This is a genomic window from Rothia sp. HMSC068F09 (assembly GCF_001812775.1).
Classification (GTDB): domain Bacteria; phylum Actinomycetota; class Actinomycetes; order Actinomycetales; family Micrococcaceae; genus Rothia; species Rothia mucilaginosa_A.
This window is the reverse complement of the sequence record NZ_KV810430.1, coordinates 1-17,027: the sequence shown is the minus strand read 5'-3', so window position 1 is coordinate 17,027 and position 17,027 is coordinate 1. Positions and strand designations below refer to the sequence as shown.

General features: G+C 65.2%; 7 protein-coding genes and 1 tRNA gene. 6 read left to right on the top strand and 2 right to left on the bottom strand.

Annotated elements, in window-relative coordinates; all coding sequences use genetic code 11:
- Positions 1-56 precede the first annotated feature (56 nt).
- The gene (locus tag HMPREF2874_RS06875; RefSeq protein ID WP_070649673.1) at positions 57-4,640 is read left to right on the top strand and encodes an ATP-dependent helicase; all 4,584 of its coding nucleotides are present in this window, start codon (positions 57-59) and stop codon (positions 4,638-4,640) included.
- Positions 4,641-5,625: 985 nt separating this feature from the next.
- Here the strand turns inward: HMPREF2874_RS06875 and HMPREF2874_RS06870 are convergent.
- Positions 5,626-6,630 (bottom strand): phosphotransferase, encoded by a 1,005-nt coding sequence (locus HMPREF2874_RS06870; RefSeq protein WP_049346680.1) that lies wholly within the window; start codon positions 6,628-6,630, stop codon positions 5,626-5,628.
- A 421-nt stretch (positions 6,631-7,051) separates the two neighbouring features.
- Between HMPREF2874_RS06870 and HMPREF2874_RS06865 the strand changes: the two genes are divergently transcribed.
- Together HMPREF2874_RS06865 and HMPREF2874_RS06860 are read left to right on the top strand one after the other, a co-directional pair.
- The gene (locus HMPREF2874_RS06865) at positions 7,052-8,998 is read left to right on the top strand and encodes an ATP-dependent helicase (protein WP_070649671.1); all 1,947 of its coding nucleotides are present in this window, start codon (positions 7,052-7,054) and stop codon (positions 8,996-8,998) included.
- The gene (locus HMPREF2874_RS06860; RefSeq protein WP_070649669.1) at positions 8,982-9,614 is read left to right on the top strand and encodes a M48 metallopeptidase family protein; all 633 of its coding nucleotides are present in this window, start codon (positions 8,982-8,984) and stop codon (positions 9,612-9,614) included. The genes HMPREF2874_RS06865 and HMPREF2874_RS06860 overlap by 17 nt, the downstream gene beginning before the upstream one ends.
- Before the next feature lie 146 nt (positions 9,615-9,760).
- Here the strand turns inward: HMPREF2874_RS06860 and HMPREF2874_RS06855 are convergent, their stop codons facing one another.
- Positions 9,761-11,224, bottom strand: a complete 1,464-nt coding sequence (locus HMPREF2874_RS06855) for a zinc-dependent metalloprotease (protein ID WP_070649668.1) — start codon at positions 11,222-11,224, stop codon at positions 9,761-9,763.
- Positions 11,225-11,447: 223 nt separating this feature from the next.
- Here HMPREF2874_RS06855 and HMPREF2874_RS06850 point away from each other — a divergent pair, with 223 nt between their 5' ends.
- The 3 genes from HMPREF2874_RS06850 (at position 11,448) to HMPREF2874_RS06840 (ending at position 16,423) form a co-directional block, all read left to right on the top strand.
- A complete protein-coding gene (locus HMPREF2874_RS06850; RefSeq protein WP_070649667.1) occupies positions 11,448-12,671 on the top strand; it encodes a YlbL family protein in 1,224 nt (407 codons plus the stop codon).
- 244 nt (positions 12,672-12,915) lie between these two features.
- Positions 12,916-16,026 carry a UPF0182 family membrane protein gene (locus HMPREF2874_RS06845; protein ID WP_070649665.1) on the top strand — a complete coding sequence of 1,037 codons (3,111 nt, stop codon included), beginning with the start codon at positions 12,916-12,918 and terminating at the stop codon, positions 16,024-16,026.
- Between the two features lie 320 nt (positions 16,027-16,346).
- Positions 16,347-16,423, top strand: a tRNA-Met gene (locus tag HMPREF2874_RS06840).
- Positions 16,424-17,027 lie beyond the last annotated feature (604 nt).

Below are 17,027 nucleotides of genomic sequence, written 5' to 3'. Positions count from 1 at the left end.
GGCACCAGTACAACCCGAACCATTCACTCACCCTCAACGACGAAAGATGAGGACCCATGACCAACCCCGCCACCGCCTCCGGGCAGCCGCTCACCCCCGCCCAGTGGTGCGAGCGCAACACCTGGCAATTTGCCGACGGCACGCTCCTGGCCGACCTGCCCGCAGGAGCCACCCCCGCGGGCGGCTACCGTAGCGCCCTCGACATCGCCGCGATGCTCAACGGCCCCGAGGGCAAGAAACCCACGCCCGAGCAGATCCGCATGATTGAGGCCGGCCCCGCCCCGACCCTCGTCATCGCCGGCGCCGGTTCGGGCAAGACCGCGACCATGGTCGACCGCGTGATTTGGCTGGTCGATAACGGTTTCGTGCGTCCCGAGGAGGTGCTCGGCGTGACCTTCACCCGCAAGGCCGCCACCGAGCTGCGCAACCGCATGCGCGCCGGCCTGAACACCCTGCGCCGCAGCCGCCGTCTCGAACCGACCGAGAAGGAACTGCGCAACGGCATCGCGGACCCGACCGTGCTGACCTACCACTCCTACGCGAACAACCTCGTCAAGGAGTACGGCCTGCGCCTGGGCGTGGAACAGGACGCGCAGATGCTCGGCGACGCGCAGAAGTGGCAGCTGGCCGCGCAGATCGTGCAGTACTGGGAGGGTGAGCTACCACAGGATCAGGGTGATGTGCCCCTCTCGGCGGCCACCATGATTAACCAGCTGCTGCAGCTTTCCGACGAGTGCGCCGAGCACCTGCGCGAGCCGCAGGAGGTCATCGACTTCTGCGCCGAGCAGCTGGCCGCCTACGCCGCGGTGCCCGATTCTCGCCGCCCCGTCAAGAAAGAACGGGACATTCAGAAGGTTCAGCGACTCCTGCGTAACCGCCGGGTGTACGCGCAGATGGCGCAGAGCTACGCCCGCGTGAAGGCGCGCATGCAGGTGCTGGACTTCGGTGACCTTATGCGCCTGGCCGCGCGCATCGCCGAGAGCGACCCGGCGATTCGCGAGGGGGAACGCGCCCGCTTCAAGGTGGTTCTGCTGGACGAGTTCCAGGACACCTCCCACGCGCAGATGCGCCTGTTCTCCTCGATTTACGGGGCCGATGAGGCGGCCGGTATTCCCGCGCACCCCGTGATGGCGGTGGGTGACCCGAAGCAGTCGATTTACGGCTTCCGCGGGGCCTCCGACGGCCAGATGTTCAGCTTCTACCGTCACTTCCCGACCCCGCACGCGCAGCCGCTCTTCCTGTCCGTGGCGTGGCGTAACGACATCTCGATCCTGAACGCGGCGAACCACGTGGCCGAAAAGCTCAAGGACGTTCCCGAGTGGGTGCGCGCGGTGCGCGGCGATATCAGCGCCGATCAGGTGCCCGACCTGCGCCCGCGCTGCGTGCTGGTCGGGGAGGAAGGCACACCCGCCTTCGAGGAAGCCGCCTCCGGGATGACCGGTCGCGTGGAGATGACCTACTACGACTCCGACCGCGCGGAGGCCGCGGGCATCGCCGAGCGGATTGCCGGGATGCGCGCCGAGGCCGTGCGCGAGTACGAACGGGCCTACGCGGCGCACCGCGGCGGCGACGGTTCGGTGCGTCCGCGCCTGAAGATGCCCGAGGTCGCCGTGCTGGCCCGCTCCCACGGCCAGCTGGACACGATTCGTGAGGAGTGTGAGCGCCTGAACATTCCGGTGCAGCAGGTGGGCCTAGGCGGCCTGCTCTCTCAGCCGGAGGTCGTCGATCTGGTTTCGGCGCTGCGCGTGCTGGCCGACCCGAACCGTTCGGATGCGCTGGCCCGCCTGCTCACGGGTGCCCGCTGGCGCCTGGGCGGTGCCGACCTGCTGGCGCTGGGGGATTGGGCGCAGTCGCTGGTTCGCGAGCGTGAGCGGGCCCTGCGGGAGCAGATGGCCCTGCGCCTGCTCGAGCAGGCCGAAGAGGTCGAGGACGCAGAGGACGGCCCCTCCGAGGGTACCGGCCGGGGTACCCGCGGCCGCCTGACCGCCGAGCATCTGCGCGCTGCACAGGAGCAGCTGGACGAGGTGCTCAAGGGCGCGGTGGACGACTCCTCGGGGTACGTTTCGCTCATCGAGGCGGTCGAGAACCTGCCGCAGGACGGCCCGGACGGCGAACCCCTCTACGGCGAGCACTACCGTGGCCGCCGCTTCTCCGCGGCGGGCCTGGAGCGTCTGCGCGCCTTCGCCGAGCAGATGCGCGTGCTCCGCGCGGGCTTGAGCGACGACCTGGGCAATCTGCTCTACGAGATTGAACGCACGATGCTTCTGGATATTGAGCTGGCGGTCCGCCCGGGTACCGACCCGCTGGTGGCGCGCGTAAACCTGGACGCCTTCCACGAGGTGGCCGCCGCCTACGGAATGTCGGCCCCGCGCATCAACGCCATGATTTACGCGGGCGCCGACGGCGTGAGCGCGGAGGAGGGGGAGCCGGGCGCTCGCCGCTTTATGCTCTCCTCGGGCGGCGTGAGCTACGTGATGGGCTTCCTCGCCTGGCTGGAACGCGCTGACGACGAGGAGAAGGGCCTGGAGCTGGGCTCCATCGACCCCGACCCGAACGCCGTTCAGCTGATGACGATGCACGCCTCCAAGGGTCTGGAATGGGACCGCGTTTTCCTGCCGGGCCTGTGCGGCACCGTCGGCGGCGCGCAGACCCCGAACCTCTGGCAGATCACGGCCAACGTGGCCCTGCCCTGGCCCCTGCGCGGCGATAGCGAGTACCTGCCCTCAATCCTGGAACGCCCCGAGGAAATCGCGGAGTTCGAGGAGGCCAAGAAGCTCGAGGAATACCTGAAGGCCCACAAGGGGGACGCCGGCGAGCACGCGGGCATGGAGGACCGCCGCCTCATGTACGTGGCGATGACCCGCGCCCGCAACCTGCTGGCCGTGAGCGCCTTCCGCTGGAAGAGCACCGCGAAGACCCCGCAGCCGGTCCAGCCCTTCTGGATGGAGCTGCTGTGGACCCTGGCCGAGGCCTACCGGCGGCACGCCGAGGACACGGTGGAGTTCCCCTGGACCGCCCCGCAGCTGGTCGGCATGGGCCTGGTCTTCGTCGTGGCCGACCCCTCGGACGACGGCAAGAAGAAGCCGATCGATAACGTGACCCCCTGGGTTGAGTTCATCGCCGACACGGGGTACCGCCTCAAGGAACCGGTGACCCTGGCGCAGGGCACGGTGCTGACTCCCGAGGGCCTACCCGGCCCCGACGAGGCGGGCGAGGTCCCTTACGCCTGGGCCTTGGTGGGGGCGATAATTCCCGCCCTGATGCGCGAGGTACAGCTCTCGCCGCTACCGATGCGCGTGCGCACGGTGCGGGAGAACTGCGAGCGCCTGGATCTGCCCGCGCCCGAGTGGCTGGACGAGCTGGCCGCCGAGGAGGCGGAGCGCGCCTCCCAGCCTCCGCGCCCCGGCTATTCCCCCGTGATGGCCGCGGCCCTGCCCGTCGTGGCGGGCGGCTGTTTCAGCGCCCAAACCTACGAGACGATAAACCCGCATCTGGGCGCGGTGCTAACCGCCATGTGGCCCTTCGACCCGCTGGAACGCCCCGTGATTTGGCGCTGGCGCTCCGAGGAGGACCTGAACGAGGGCACCGAGGCGATTCTGCGCCACGGACGTCACGAGGAGTTGAACCGCGAGATTGCCATTAACTCCACGAGCCGCCGCGAGGCGGTGGAACGGGCCGCCCTGGCCGTCGAAAACGCAGTCGCCGAGCTGGATGCGCAGCTTGCCGCCGGTGCGGATTTCGCCGCCCCCGAGCCCGCCGGGGCCGTTCCCGAGGCCCTGCGCCGTCGCGCCCAGGATTGGGAGCGCGAGGCGGATTTGCTCATGCGCCTGGCCGAGCACACCGAGCCGGTGCTGGCCGAGCAGCTGCCCGGCCACCTCTCGGCCTCCACGTTCATTCGCCTGAGCGAGGATCCGCAGGGCACGGTGCACGAGCTGTTGCGCCCGGTGCCGCAGCGTCCCTCGCGTGCGGCGACTATCGGCACGGAGGTGCACGCCCTCATCGAGGAGCACTTCGGTGTGGTGCCGAGCGCCGATCCGCTTGAGGCCCCGGAGGCCGAGGACACGCTGGGTGTGCCCCTGCCCGGCGCGGTCGAGCCGGCGGGAGAGACAGCGCCGGAGGAAGTAGCGGGGGAGGAACACCTCGAGTCCGCCGAGGGCCTTCCACAGGACGCCCTCTTTGACGAGCTGTCCCTCGCCGAGGAGAGCGAGCAGGATTCCTCCGTGCGTTCGCTCTGGGAGCGCTTCGCGGCGAGCGAGTGGGGTTCTCCCGGATGGAAGGAACGCATCTGGGCCGTGGAGTACCCGGTTGAGACCCACGTGGAGGGCGTGAGCCTGCGCGGCCGCATCGACGCCGTGTTCCGCACCGAGGACGGGGACGGCGAACGCTGGATTCTGGTGGATTGGAAGACCGGTCGCCGTCCGAAGGCCGCGGACATGCAGGCGCGCCGCTTCCAGCTGGGCCTGTACCGCATCGCGTTCTCCCGCATCATGGGGATTGACCCGGAGCGCATCAGCACGGTGTTCGTCTACCTGGGCGGCAAGCGCGTGGAGGAGGCGTGGGACGAGCAGATTCGCGGTGGCCTGCCCTCGGAGGCGCAGCTGGCCGCAGTGATCCGCAAGGCCCGCGCGGGCGAGGGGTAGGCGCTCGCGCTTCCCGGCCCGGCCGCCTATAGCCCTGCCCGGCCCCTGCCGTCAATAGCCCCACGGATGTCCAAAAGCCCAGTGGATGCGCACAAGCCCGGGCCGGCCCCATCGCGGGGTCGGCCCGGGCTTGTGCTCACTCTCGAAGTGAATAGCAGAAAACGCCTCTCGGCCCTACTGCATTAGGGCGGGGAGGCGTTCTCAGCCGCTGAAGAACTATAAAGGTACCTCGTGCCCTCGCACGCTCGGATCATCCGCAGACAACTGCCGCCGTGGCGGCCTCACTCACGCCGTCTGCGTGCCGTGGGGTTCGCGTGCGTCTTTACTCTCAAACACAACCTCGAAAGTACCTCTATAGAATTCTGCCATCGGTGATTGGTTGCGCGGTGCATGAATCCGGCTCGGGGTGTGACATGACCGGTCACGGTCCCCGTCCAATCGTTCCCCCTCGATACCGCTGCCACGGTATCGGCGCTGGTCAGTACGCTTTTGGGGGCTGTGCTCGTTCTCTGTGGAACGGCACAGGAAAAGTATTCCAGGACTTGACAAAAAAGTCTAAGCGTAAAATAATTGCCCTAAAATGCATGTTTTTGAGCATGTTTCAAGGTGAAATTGAAGCCTTGTGGAGTCCTGTTCTGGGTGTTTGGGTTGTGTGGGATTTTGTGAATAAACTCTGCATGAAGAGGTGCATTCTTTTATAAATCACACCTTCAACTCTCACCCTTAATTGCAATTTTTCGTGCACAAAAATGCAGAACAGGCGCTCAAAATGTGTTGGAAAATACATTGAAAAAATTCGACGGGAACGCCCTAAATCCTCCGGAAAAGCGCTCCATTAGTATGTTCATGGCCCCCGAGGTCTGCGCGAAGCAGGTTCCCGGGGGCCATGAATCTTAAAGAATAGGGGGGGGCTCGGCGGCTCTCACTGAGGGGCTCATGCGGCTGCCGTCCAATAACGGGCTACCCAATAACGAGCCCAGCTCTGCTAGTCTTGCGGTCCGCTCATGAGCGGGGGAGTATCCTCCTGACCGAGTAGCTCGCCCGAGGAACGCAGATCGTCCTGAATATCCAGGAGCATCGACACCGCGTGGGTCGCGCCGTCCTTATCGTCGGTCTCGACCGTGTGGGTGAGCCACTGGGCCACCGCGAACTCGGCGTAGAAGTTCGCGCGCTGCGCCAGGTAGGCGTCGGGTAGCTGCGGCATCTGCTGACGGTACACCTCCACGGCCTCGTCGGTGAAGTCGATATCCTCGCACGAGTACAGCCACGCGAAGTCCTGCGCGGGATCGCCCACGTGCACGTCGGACCAGCCGGTCACCTCGACGATGCGCGCCTCGGAGGGGGTCACCTCCAGCACCAGGTTCTCGGCCCCCATATCGCCGTGCACCACGCGCGGGCGGAACTGCCACATGGGGCCGGGGGAGAGGACCGCCTGCCAGTGCGCGAGCAGGTCGGCGGGCACCTTGCCGGTGGCGGCGGCGCGCTCGAGCTCGGCAATCTTGCGGCGGCGAATCTGCTCCGAAGAGTAGGAGGGCAGGTCGGCTTCGTAGATGATGTCCTCGGGCATCACGTGCAGGGTCGCAATATCCTTGGCGATAATCGCGGCCAGGGAGGGACGCCCCTGAGCGACCTCGCGGCGGCTCAGCTCGGCAAGCTGGTCCACATCGTAGACGGAGCCGGGGATGTGCGTGTACACGAAAACGTTGCCGCCGGCGTACGGCACGATGCCGGCGACCGTGGGCACGGCGAAGGGCAGGCGGGCGCGCAGGCCGGGGCTGAAGGACTGCAGGATGAGGTGCTCGGCCTCCAGACGCATGCTGGCATCGGGACGGCGCGGGGCGCGCACACGCCAGCGGCGACCGGCCGAGTCGGCGATGATGGCCGAGTCGAAGTCGCCGCTATCTTCGCGGACCGCCTCGGCGCCGACGGGGTAGATTCCGGGCACTCCGGCAGAGACGATGGCTGCAAGCTGAAGGGGAGATAAAGTCACGGGTTAAGGTTACCAAACCATGTGAGCACCCCGAGCCTTTCACCGTATGTTTATGCTGACTAGTGAAGAAAGTTTTGGGCGATGCGCGGCCTGCCGGCGGGCGGAATCCCGGGGGAACGCATCACCACGCATTTCGCCGCCCGCGCACGGCCGCCGCAAGTAGCCGCCGCGGCCGGTTCTCTGCGGCCCCCCGCAGGCAGGGGCGCAGCGAAGGGGCAGGTCCTCGGTGATCGGGCGCGCTTGCGGTGAACGGGCGACCGCCCGGGCCTGCTGCGATGTTCGGCAGGGAATACAATGGAAGACCGGGCAATAGCGGCGCAGACCTTCCCGGTCCCGCCCCGTACATCCGTACGCCCAGCCCGCAGAACCAGCACAGATTCAGCACGAATCCAGTAACCGCGCCGAGCCCCGATGGAGAACGATGACCGCACTACCCCCGCAGCCGCAGCACGCACTCTCCGCTGACGATATCCTCGCGGGCCTCGACCCCGACCAGCGTGCGGTCGCCACCGAGCTCGACGGGCCCATGCGCGTGCTCGCCGGTGCCGGCACTGGCAAGACCCGCGCGATTACGCACCGCATCGCCTACGGCATCGCGATCGGCCGCTACCAGGGCCCGCGCGTGCTCGCCCTGACCTTCACCCTGCGCGCGGCCGAAGAGATGCGCACCCGCCTCCAGCAGCTCGGCGCGTTCGGTGTGCAGGCGCGCACCTTCCACTCGGCGGCCCTGCGCCAGCTCACCTACTTCTGGCCGCAGGTCGTGGGCGGTACCTTCCCCTCCATCGTGCAGAATAAGGCGGCGCTCATCACCGAGGCCTCGAACCGCCTGCGCATCAGCACGGACCGTTCCCTGCTGCGCGATTTGGCGTCGCTGATTGAGTGGGCGAAGGTTCAGCTGCTCACCCCCGACACCCTCATGCAGCGCCTGAGCGAGAAGCAGCTGCCCTCGGCGATTACCCCGCAGAACATGCAGCGCATCTTCCAGGCCTACGAAGATCTCAAGGACGAGCGTAACCTCATCGACTTTGAGGACGTGCTGCTGCTGACCATCGCCATGCTCGAGGAGGACGAGAAGCTCGCTGCGACCGTGCGCCAGCAGTACCGCCACTTCGTGGTGGACGAGTACCAGGACGTCTCCCCGCTGCAGCAGCGCCTGCTGGACGTGTGGCTGGGCGGCCGCGACGACATCTGCGTGGTGGGCGACGCCTCCCAGACGATTTACTCCTTCACCGGCGCGACCAGCCGCTACCTGCTGGAGTTCCCGCGACGCTACCGCGGGGCGCACACGGTCAAGCTGACCCGCGACTACCGCTCCCACTCGCAGGTGGTGGAGCTCGCGAACCGCCTGCTGGCCGCCCGCCGCCCGCACCCCGATTCGAGCCCGCACTCCTGGGCACCGCCGCTGGAACTGATGTCTCAGCGCGGCCCCGGCGTGGACGTGGAGTGGTTCGGCTACGCGGACGACGAGCAGGAAGCCGCCGGCATCGCCGAGGATATCCGCGACCTCATCGACAAGGGGGGGGTGGCCCCCGCCGAGATCGCGGTGCTCTTCCGCACGAACGCCCAATCGGCGGCGATTGAGTCGGCACTGTCCGCCGCCCACATCCCGTACCAGCTGCGCGGCGCGGAGCGTTTCTTTGAGCGCCCCGAGGTCAAGCAGGCGATGCTTGCCCTGCGCGGTTCGGCGAAGTCCACCGACGGCACCGAAGACGTCACCCGCTACACCCGCGACGTGCTCGGCGGCCTCGGCTACAAGGAGGAGGGCCCCCTCTCGGGAGGCGCCACCCGCCAGAAGTGGGAATCCCTCGCCGCACTCGTGCACATGGTCGACATGATGGCGCAGAACCGTCAGGAGCAGCTGAAGGAGCACCGCGCCAACCCGCGCCCTGGTGTGCCCGAGCCGCTGCCGCTGACCATGCACGAGGTCGTGGCGACCCTGAACCACCGTAGCGAGTTCAACGAGGCCCCGCAGATGAACGGCGTAACCCTCGCCTCCCTGCACGCGGCCAAGGGCCTGGAGTGGGATGCCGTGTTCCTGTGCGGCCTGAACGAGGGCCTCATGCCCATCACCTTTGCGACCACCCCGGATGAGGTGGACGAGGAGCGCCGCCTGCTGTACGTGGGCATCACGCGCGCCCGTAAGTACCTGTGGCTGACCTGGACCATGACTCGCACCGTGGGCGGCCGCGGCCAGCGGAAGCGCTCGCGTTTCCTGGACGACATTGACCCGGCCAAGCGCCGCCGCCCCGCCGCAAACGGCTACTCGGGCGGCTACGGCGGAGCGGCCCGTGGCGCGCGCCGGAACCACTCGTACGGGAACCGCTCGCAGGGCCGCCAGAAGGGAGAGGACTATGGCTCAGCGTTTTAAACGTGAAATTCTGCCTGCCACCAAGGACCGCCCGCAGATTGAGCTGGTCCGCTCGGCGCGCCGCACCCGCACCATCAGCATGCAACGCGACGGCGTGGACGAGCACGGCAACCCCGCGTACCGCCTGCTCATTCCCGCCGCGAGCACGAGCGAGGAGATAGACGAGCATATTGCCCGCCTGCTGCCGCGTATTCAGCGTCGCGCCGCCCGCCGTGAGCGCGCCGCGCAGCTGAACGTCACCGACGAGTACCTGCACGAGCGGGCCAGCCTGCTGGTGCGCGCCTACCTGCCGGAGCTGGAGGGCACCGAGCAGTTCAAACGGCTCTCTATCCGCTGGGTGACGAACCAGCGTCAGCGCTGGGGTTCGGCGACCTACGCGACCGCGCAGATTCGCATCTCCTCGGAGTTGCAGGGGGTTCCGGAGTACGCGCTGGATTCGGTGGTGCACCACGAGCTGTGTCATCTGCTGCAGCCGAACCATTCGCGCTCCTTCCGCACCCTGGAGGCCCGCTACCCGCAGCTGGAGCGTGCCCGCGCCTTCCTGGACGGGTACGCGATGGGGCGCTCGCGGGCCGAGGGCGAGAGCGATGAAGGCGGCGAAAACAGCGCCGACTAAGGCTCTTTCCGAGAACTAATCAGCAAAAACCAGCCGGAAATACTAAAGCCCGACATACTCAAGCGGGGGTGGCTTGTGCTTTCACAAGCCACCCCCGCTCGAGGTTTCAGCTATTAATTTGCCGGTCTATCGGGTTAGCCCCGCGGTTACTTCTCTTCGGGAGCCTCGCCGAAGCCGCCGTCCAGCAGCTTCTGTAGCTCAGACTCGAAGTCCACATCGTCCAGGCTGATTTCGTTCATGCGCGCGTCGTAGGCGGCGAAGTCCTCCAGCTCGGCGGGAGTGGGCAGGGTCTCCGGGGTGTCCCAGAGGCCGTCGCGAGCCTCGATGCCGTGGGAACTTTCGTACCAGCGCCAGAACTGCTGGGCCTCGCGCACCAGGCGCGGGCGCAGCTGCAGGCCGACCAGGTTCTCGAAGACCTGCTCGCTGGGGCCGCCGTCGATGCGGCGGCGGGCCATGATTTCGGTCAGCTGCGGAGCCTTGGGCAGGTTGCGGGTGGCGTCCTCGGTCACGACGGACACCCAACCCTCGATGAGGGCCAGCAGACCCTCGAGACGCTGAACGGCAAGCTCCTGGTCCTCGGTGCGCTGGGGGCTGAACATGCCGCCCTCGAAAGCCTCCTGAACGGCCTCGGGGTCGTTCATGTCCACCTGGGAGGCGGCGTCCTGCATACGGTTCATGTCCACGCGAATACCGCGGGCGAAGCGGGCAACGAGCTGGACCAGGTCCTCACGCAGCCAGGGGTTGGCCTTGTGCAGGCGAATCAGCGCGGCCTCGCGAACGGCCAGGTAGAGCAGAACCTCCTGCGGCGGCACCTCGATGTCGTCCGCGAGCTGCTGGTAGCCGTTGGGCAGCAGTGCGGAGTGGCCGGGGGCGAGGGGGAAGCCCACATCGGTGGAGGAGTACACCTCACCGGCGAGCTTCGCGAGGGCCTGGGCCATCTGGGCGCCAAAGATCATGGCGCCAACGTTGTTCAGGAATCCGCTGTTGAAGATGGCGGCGATTTCTTCGGGCAGCTCGTCCGCGGGGCCGGGCATGACCATGGCCTGGGTGACCTCGGCGGCCACGGGCTCGACCATTTCGCGCCAGGAGTCGAAGGACTCCTCAACCCACTCGGCCTTGGACCAGGCCTGAACGGGCAGGTTGTGACGCTCGATGGAGGTGACCGCATCCAGCCACAGGTCGGCCAGGTTTGCGGCGTCCTCGACGGCGCGCTTGAGGTTTTCGGGAACCGCCGGGTCCTCGCCCATGGAGGCGAGCATCTGGCGGGTCTGATTCTTGACGTTGGTCCAGTTCACGCCGCTAGGGCTGGATTCGTCGGATGCGCCGGCAAACATGGCCTGCACCTGCGAGAACATGCCCTGCAGCATAGCGGGGTCGAAGCTGATGCCCATGTTCTTGAGGTCCTCGGGATCGATGTTAATGCCGAAGGGGTTCTGCCCGCCCTCACCGAAGAGCGCGCCGAAGGGGTTCTGTGCGTTGGAGGAGGCGCCCTTACCGCCCTGGCCGGTTGCCCCTGCGGAGGGGTCGAAGCCCTGCTCCTGCATCTTCTTCAGGAATTCTTCGAGGGGGTCACGCTCGTTGGAGGCGTCGCCGTGGTGGTGATCAGACATCTGAAACCTTTCCTAATCCGAAGGTGGGCACAGCCGGCCCGCTCGCTGTCCAGCCTACCGATTTTTGCTGTGAATTTCCCGTGTCGGCGCCTCGGATGCGCCTTAATCAGCTGAGGGCTCACAAGCGGGTCTTCGCCCGGTTTGACCCCGACCTTAGCTCTAGCCGAGGGACCGGCCAGAAAAGGTGTGTTGATGAGGGCGTTCATCCGGTAGTCTAGAAAACATGACTAAGCCCACCTCACCGTCCGAATCCGAGAAGTCCTCATCGAAGGCTTCTGCCGAGTCCTCGGCTCATCGCCGTAAGCGCGGATCGCGTGGCCGCGAGCGCCGCTTGAACCTGCGTTCCGTGAGCGCCGTGGCGACCTGCGCGTTGCTGGCCGGTGCGTTTGTCCTGCCCAGCTCGTACGTGAAGGAGGGCCCCGGCCCGCTCTTTGACGTGCTCGGCACCTACCAGGATAAGGACGTCATCGAGATTTCGGGCGCTCCCAGCTATAAGACCTACGGCAAGCTCAATATGACCACGGTGTCGGTGGCGGGCGGCCCGTACACTGAGCTGTCTGGCGCGGAGGCTTTCTACGGGTGGCTGGCTTTTGACGGCAACCGCAGCCTCGTGGTGCCCACCGACGCCCTGTACCCGCACGTGAGCCACGAGACGGCCACGGCCGAGACCGGCGCGCAGATGGCCGATTCGCAGACGCAGGCGAAGGTCGCGGCCATGCGTCACCTGAAGATGCAGGTGACCGAGAAAGTACTGGTGAACACGACCGTTGAGGGTTCTCCCGCGGCGGGCGTGCTGGAGAGCGGCGACCGCCTCCTGAAGGTGGGGGACAAGCAGATCACCACCCTCAAAGATGTATCGCAGGCGGTAAACGCCTCGAACGGCTCGCCGATTCAGGTGACGGTTGAGCGCGACGGCCAGCAGCGCACGGTGACGCTGAACCCGGTGCGTTCGGCCGAGGGCGACCGCTGGGTCGTGGGCATCAGCCTGAAGCAGAGCTACGATTTGCCGGCGCAGGTGCAGTACAACCTGGACGGCGTGGGCGGCCCGAGCGCGGGCCTGATGCTGGCCCTCGGCACGGTGGATAAGCTGAGCGAGGGCACCCTGCTGGCAGACGAGGACGCCGGCGGCGACCCCTACCGCAGCTACGTGTCGGGTACCGGCACGATTGATGCGAACGGTAATGTTGGCGCGATTGGCGGCATCAAGTACAAGATTTTGGCGACGGGCCGCTACGGTGCGCGCTACTTCCTGGCGCCCAAGGAGAATTGCGATTCGGTCCTGAAGATGCAGGAGCAGGACCCCTCGATGCTCAACTACTACCATGCCGGCCAGGTGCGCGGCACGATGGTGGTGGTCCCGGTTTCGACGCTGGACGAGGCGGTGCAGGTCGTGGGCGCCATTAAGTCTGGCGCCCCCGATGATTCGCTGCCGCGCTGCGGATCCTAGCGTGTAGCTCTAACGGGCAACCCCTGACGAACGCGGGCGCTTCCTGCCGGGAGGCTTCGGGCCCCGGCTCACTCGAGCCGGGGCCTTCGTTATGCGCGGTGACCGCCTCGCGACCGGTGAGCGTGTGTGCGAATAGTGGGATAGCGGGCGAACGACCCCTCCTCTGACGTCATGTCAACGTTCGTTCCTCCAACCTCTGCGATACTTAAGGTAAAGAACATTTTGAAATGATGAGCGAGGAATTGTGTCTGAGTCGACCGATAAGACCCCACGCCCACAGAAGAAGGAACGAGCAAAGAAGCGTCGCAGCCCTCTACTGATGACGATTGTGGTTGTCGCGGTTCTGATTGCCGCATTTGTGGGACTATCCCAGGTGTACACGGACTGGCTGTGGTTTGACCAGCTGGGCTATAGCACCGTCTTCACCACCCAGATTCTTTTGAAGGCCGCGGTGTTCGTTGTGGCCGCCCTCGTGGTGGCCCTGCCGCTGTGGGCCTCCATGACCTACGCGGTCCGCCACGCGGATGTTCTGCCCGCCACCCGCGAGCAGAACGCGAAGGATGAGGCCGGCCCGAACCAGAGCGTCCCGACGAGCGCCTCGGATGCGACCGAGCAGATGCTCCGCGACGTGTTCGGCCAGCAGCGTGCCGAGGATAGCATGCGCCGCTACCACGAGAGCGTGGATAAGGCGCGTAAGCTTTTGCTGATTGCGGTTCCGCTGCTACTGGGCCTGTTTATTGCCTCGGCAACGATGTCGCAGTGGAGCACGGTCGCCCTTTTCTTCAACCAGCAGTCTTTCGGCAAGACCGACCCGGAATTCGGCCTGGACTACGGCTTCTTCGTGTTTGTGCTGCCCTTCCTGCGCGTGGTGGTGTCGCTGGTGACCTCCTCCGTGGCGCTCGCCGCGGTGGCCGGCCTGTTCATGCACTACTTCTACGGCGGCATTAAGGTGCAGCCGGGCGGCGTGACCACGACTCACGCTTTCCGCCGTCACGCGGCCGTGCTTGCCGTCGTGTTTGTTCTGACCCGCGCGGTGAGCTTCTGGCTGGACCGTTACTCGTCCACCCAGCAGCAGGCCGGACGCTGGGCCGGCGCCATGTACACGGACGTGAACGCATCCATTCCCGTGAGCGCCATCTTGGCGGTTTCGGCGTTGCTGGTGTCGTTCATGTTCATTGCTGCCGCGGTGAAGAATCACTGGCGTCTGCCGCTGATTAGCACCGCAATGCTGGCGGTCGTATCGCTGGTGGCCGGTGGCCTGTACCCGTGGGTTGTGCAGCGTTTCCAGGTGGTTCCGAACGAGCAGGGCGCGCAGTCGCAGTTTATTCAGCGCAATATTGATGCGACCCGCTACGCCTACGGCCTGGACAAGATTGAGACCACCCCGTACGACGCGACCATCGACACTCGCGCCGGTGCCCTGAGCTCTTCGAGCGCGACCATCGCGAACATTCGTCTGCTGGATCCGAACGTGGTTTCCTCCGCGTTCGCGCAGATGCAGCAGTTCCGCCCGTACTACCGCTTCGAGTCGCAGCTGGCGGTGGACCGTTACACCGTGGGTAACACCACGCAGGACACCGTGCTGGCGGCCCGCGAGCTGAACCCCACGCAGACCAACGGCGATTCCTGGTACAACCGCCACGTGGTGTACACCCACGGCTACGGCGTGATTGCCGCGTACGGTAACCAGGTGGATTCGGCGGGTAACCCCAAGTTCTTGCAGTCCGGTATTAAGGCGACCGGTACCCTGAGTGAGGATTACGAGCCGCGCATCTACTTCGGCATGAGCTCGCCGGAGTACTCGATTGTGGGCGGTAGGGGCGACACCCTGGAGCTGGACCGTCCGCTCTCTGCAGACGAGACGAAGGCCTCCGACGCGAAGTACACCTTCTCGGGTAACGGCGGCCCCCGCGTCGATTCGCTGCTGGCCCGTCTGTCCTACGCGATTAAGTTCCAGTCTTCCGACATTCTGCTCTCGGATGCGGTGCGCGACGGCTCACAGATTCTGTACGAACGCAACCCGCTGGACCGCGTGCGCAAGGTGGCCCCGTACCTGACGGTGGATTCCAAGCCGTACCCGGCGATCGTGAATAACCGCGTGCAGTGGATCGTGGACGCCTACACGACGAGCGACCAGTTCCCCTACGCGCAGGGCAGCTCGCAGGATTCTGCCACCGCGGCGGGGGCTCAGCGGTCGAAGTCGGTGAACTACATCCGTAACTCGGTGAAGGCCACCGTGGGCGCCTACGACGGCTCGGTGACCCTGTACGCCTGGGATGAGGAAGATCCGGTGCTCAAGGCTTGGCAGAGCGTCTTCCCCGGCACGGTGAAGAGCTACCGTGAGATGAACGCTTCGCTGATGAGCCACGTGCGTTACCCGACTGACATGTTCAATATTCAGCGCACCATGCTGAATAAGTACCACGTGACGAACGCGAATAGCTTCTATGCCGGTGACGACGTCTGGTCGATTCCGAACGACCCGACCAATGATCGTAACCAGCCGATTTCGCCCTACTACCTGTCCCTGCAGATGCCCGGCGATTCTCGTGCGCACTTCTCGTTGACGACCACGTTCATTCCTCAGCAGAGCGATTCGAACTCTCGTAACGTGATGTACGGCTTCCTTGCCGCTAATGGTGATGCCGGTACCGGTAAGGACGGCGAGCGTAGCCCCGATTACGGCAAGCTGCGTCTGCTGGAGTTGCCGCGTTCTTCGGTGGTTCCGGGCCCGGGCCAGGCTCAGAACATTTTCAACTCTGATGCTGAGGTGTCGAACCAGCTGAACCTGCTGCGCCGCGGTTCGTCTGAGGTTATTAACGGCAATATGCTGACTCTGCCGGTGGGCGGCGGCATGCTGTACGTTCAGCCGGTGTACGTGCAGTCGAGCGGTGACGCTAAGTACCCGCGTCTGCAGCGTGTGCTGGTGAGCTTCGGCGATAAGGTCGGTTTCGCTCCGACTCTGGAGGAGGCGCTGAACCAGGTGTTCGGTGGCTCTTCGGGTGCGAAGCTGGACGGTTCGGCGTCGGCCAGCCCCTCGGCTTCTGGTTCTTCGGGCGCTTCGACCGGAGGTTCGACCGGCGGTTCGTCGGCTTCGCAGTCTTCGGAGCTGAAGCAGGCTCTGACGGATGCCTCGAAGGCGATGACCGATGCTGATGCGGCAATGAAGAAGGGCGACTGGGCTGCCTACGGTGAGGCTCAGAAGCGTCTGGAAGCAGCCGTGAAGAAGGCTCTGGAGGCTGAGGAGGCGCAGAGCGCGGCTTCCGCTAAGGCTTCGGCAGCGCCCAGTGCCTCTGCGGCTCCGAGCGCAGCGTCTAGCGCTAAGCCCAGCGCGAGCCTTTCGACTTCTCACTAGGATGCCTGAGGCGGCGGGGGAGTAGCGCATACCGGATGCTCACGGATCGGATGTCCACGGGTCTAGCGTCCTCGCTCTAGAACCGGGGCCTGCACTGGATACGGCTCCTACTGACTACCTCTAGCGGTCTCTGACGGAACGGGGTGGAAGTGTATCGCTTCCACCCCGTTCCTGTATGTTCTACCCCTGGCACTGCCCCGTAGCCCCTATTCCTACCCAACTGCTTTCTACCCAACAGCCCCTATTTTTGTGTGCTTGGTTACAAATCGCGTTTTTGGCTTGCATGCCCGGTTTGGGGTCTGTATAGTTGTATGAGTCGCCGCGGGGTGGAGCAGTTCGGTAGCTCGCCGGGCTCATAACCCGGAGGTCGCAGGTTCAAATCCTGTCCCCGCAACCAGAAAAACCCGGTATCTCAACGAAAAGTCGCTGAGATACCGGGTTTTGTTTTGCCCTGACGAGACCGAATCCCTATGTTATTCCCTACCTTTCAGCCAAACTCAGGCCCGTCGTCGAGGTGGGGGGAGGGGGGACTATCACCCAACATCGAGGACTATCATCCAACGCCCCTTCGGGGCGTATGACTATCTTCGCTCGTGCATGATCTCGTGGGAGGGAGGTTGCAGAGGAGGATTTTCACCGCCTAATCGGCGTTGATACCGGCTGTTTACCGCCTGAAAATGCAAAAGCGGTATAGCATTTTCCCTCGTATCTCAACCGAATCCCAACCCTTTACCGCCTTCACCGCCTAAAACCGAAAACTTTTATATATACACACGCATATGTAGGAAGATGAACACTCGCGTGTACACTTTTTAGAAATTAGGCGGTAGAGGCGGCAACACACCATGTTTTGACTGATATACCAACGTTTTCGATATACCGCTTAGCCTCAAACAGGCGGTAACTAAGCGGTGAAAGAGTAGCGTCCCGCATAGTGGTGTAACCGTGTGGTGATCGGCCCGTTGCTTGTGATGGGTGCGGTCACCGTGTGATCCTTCGAG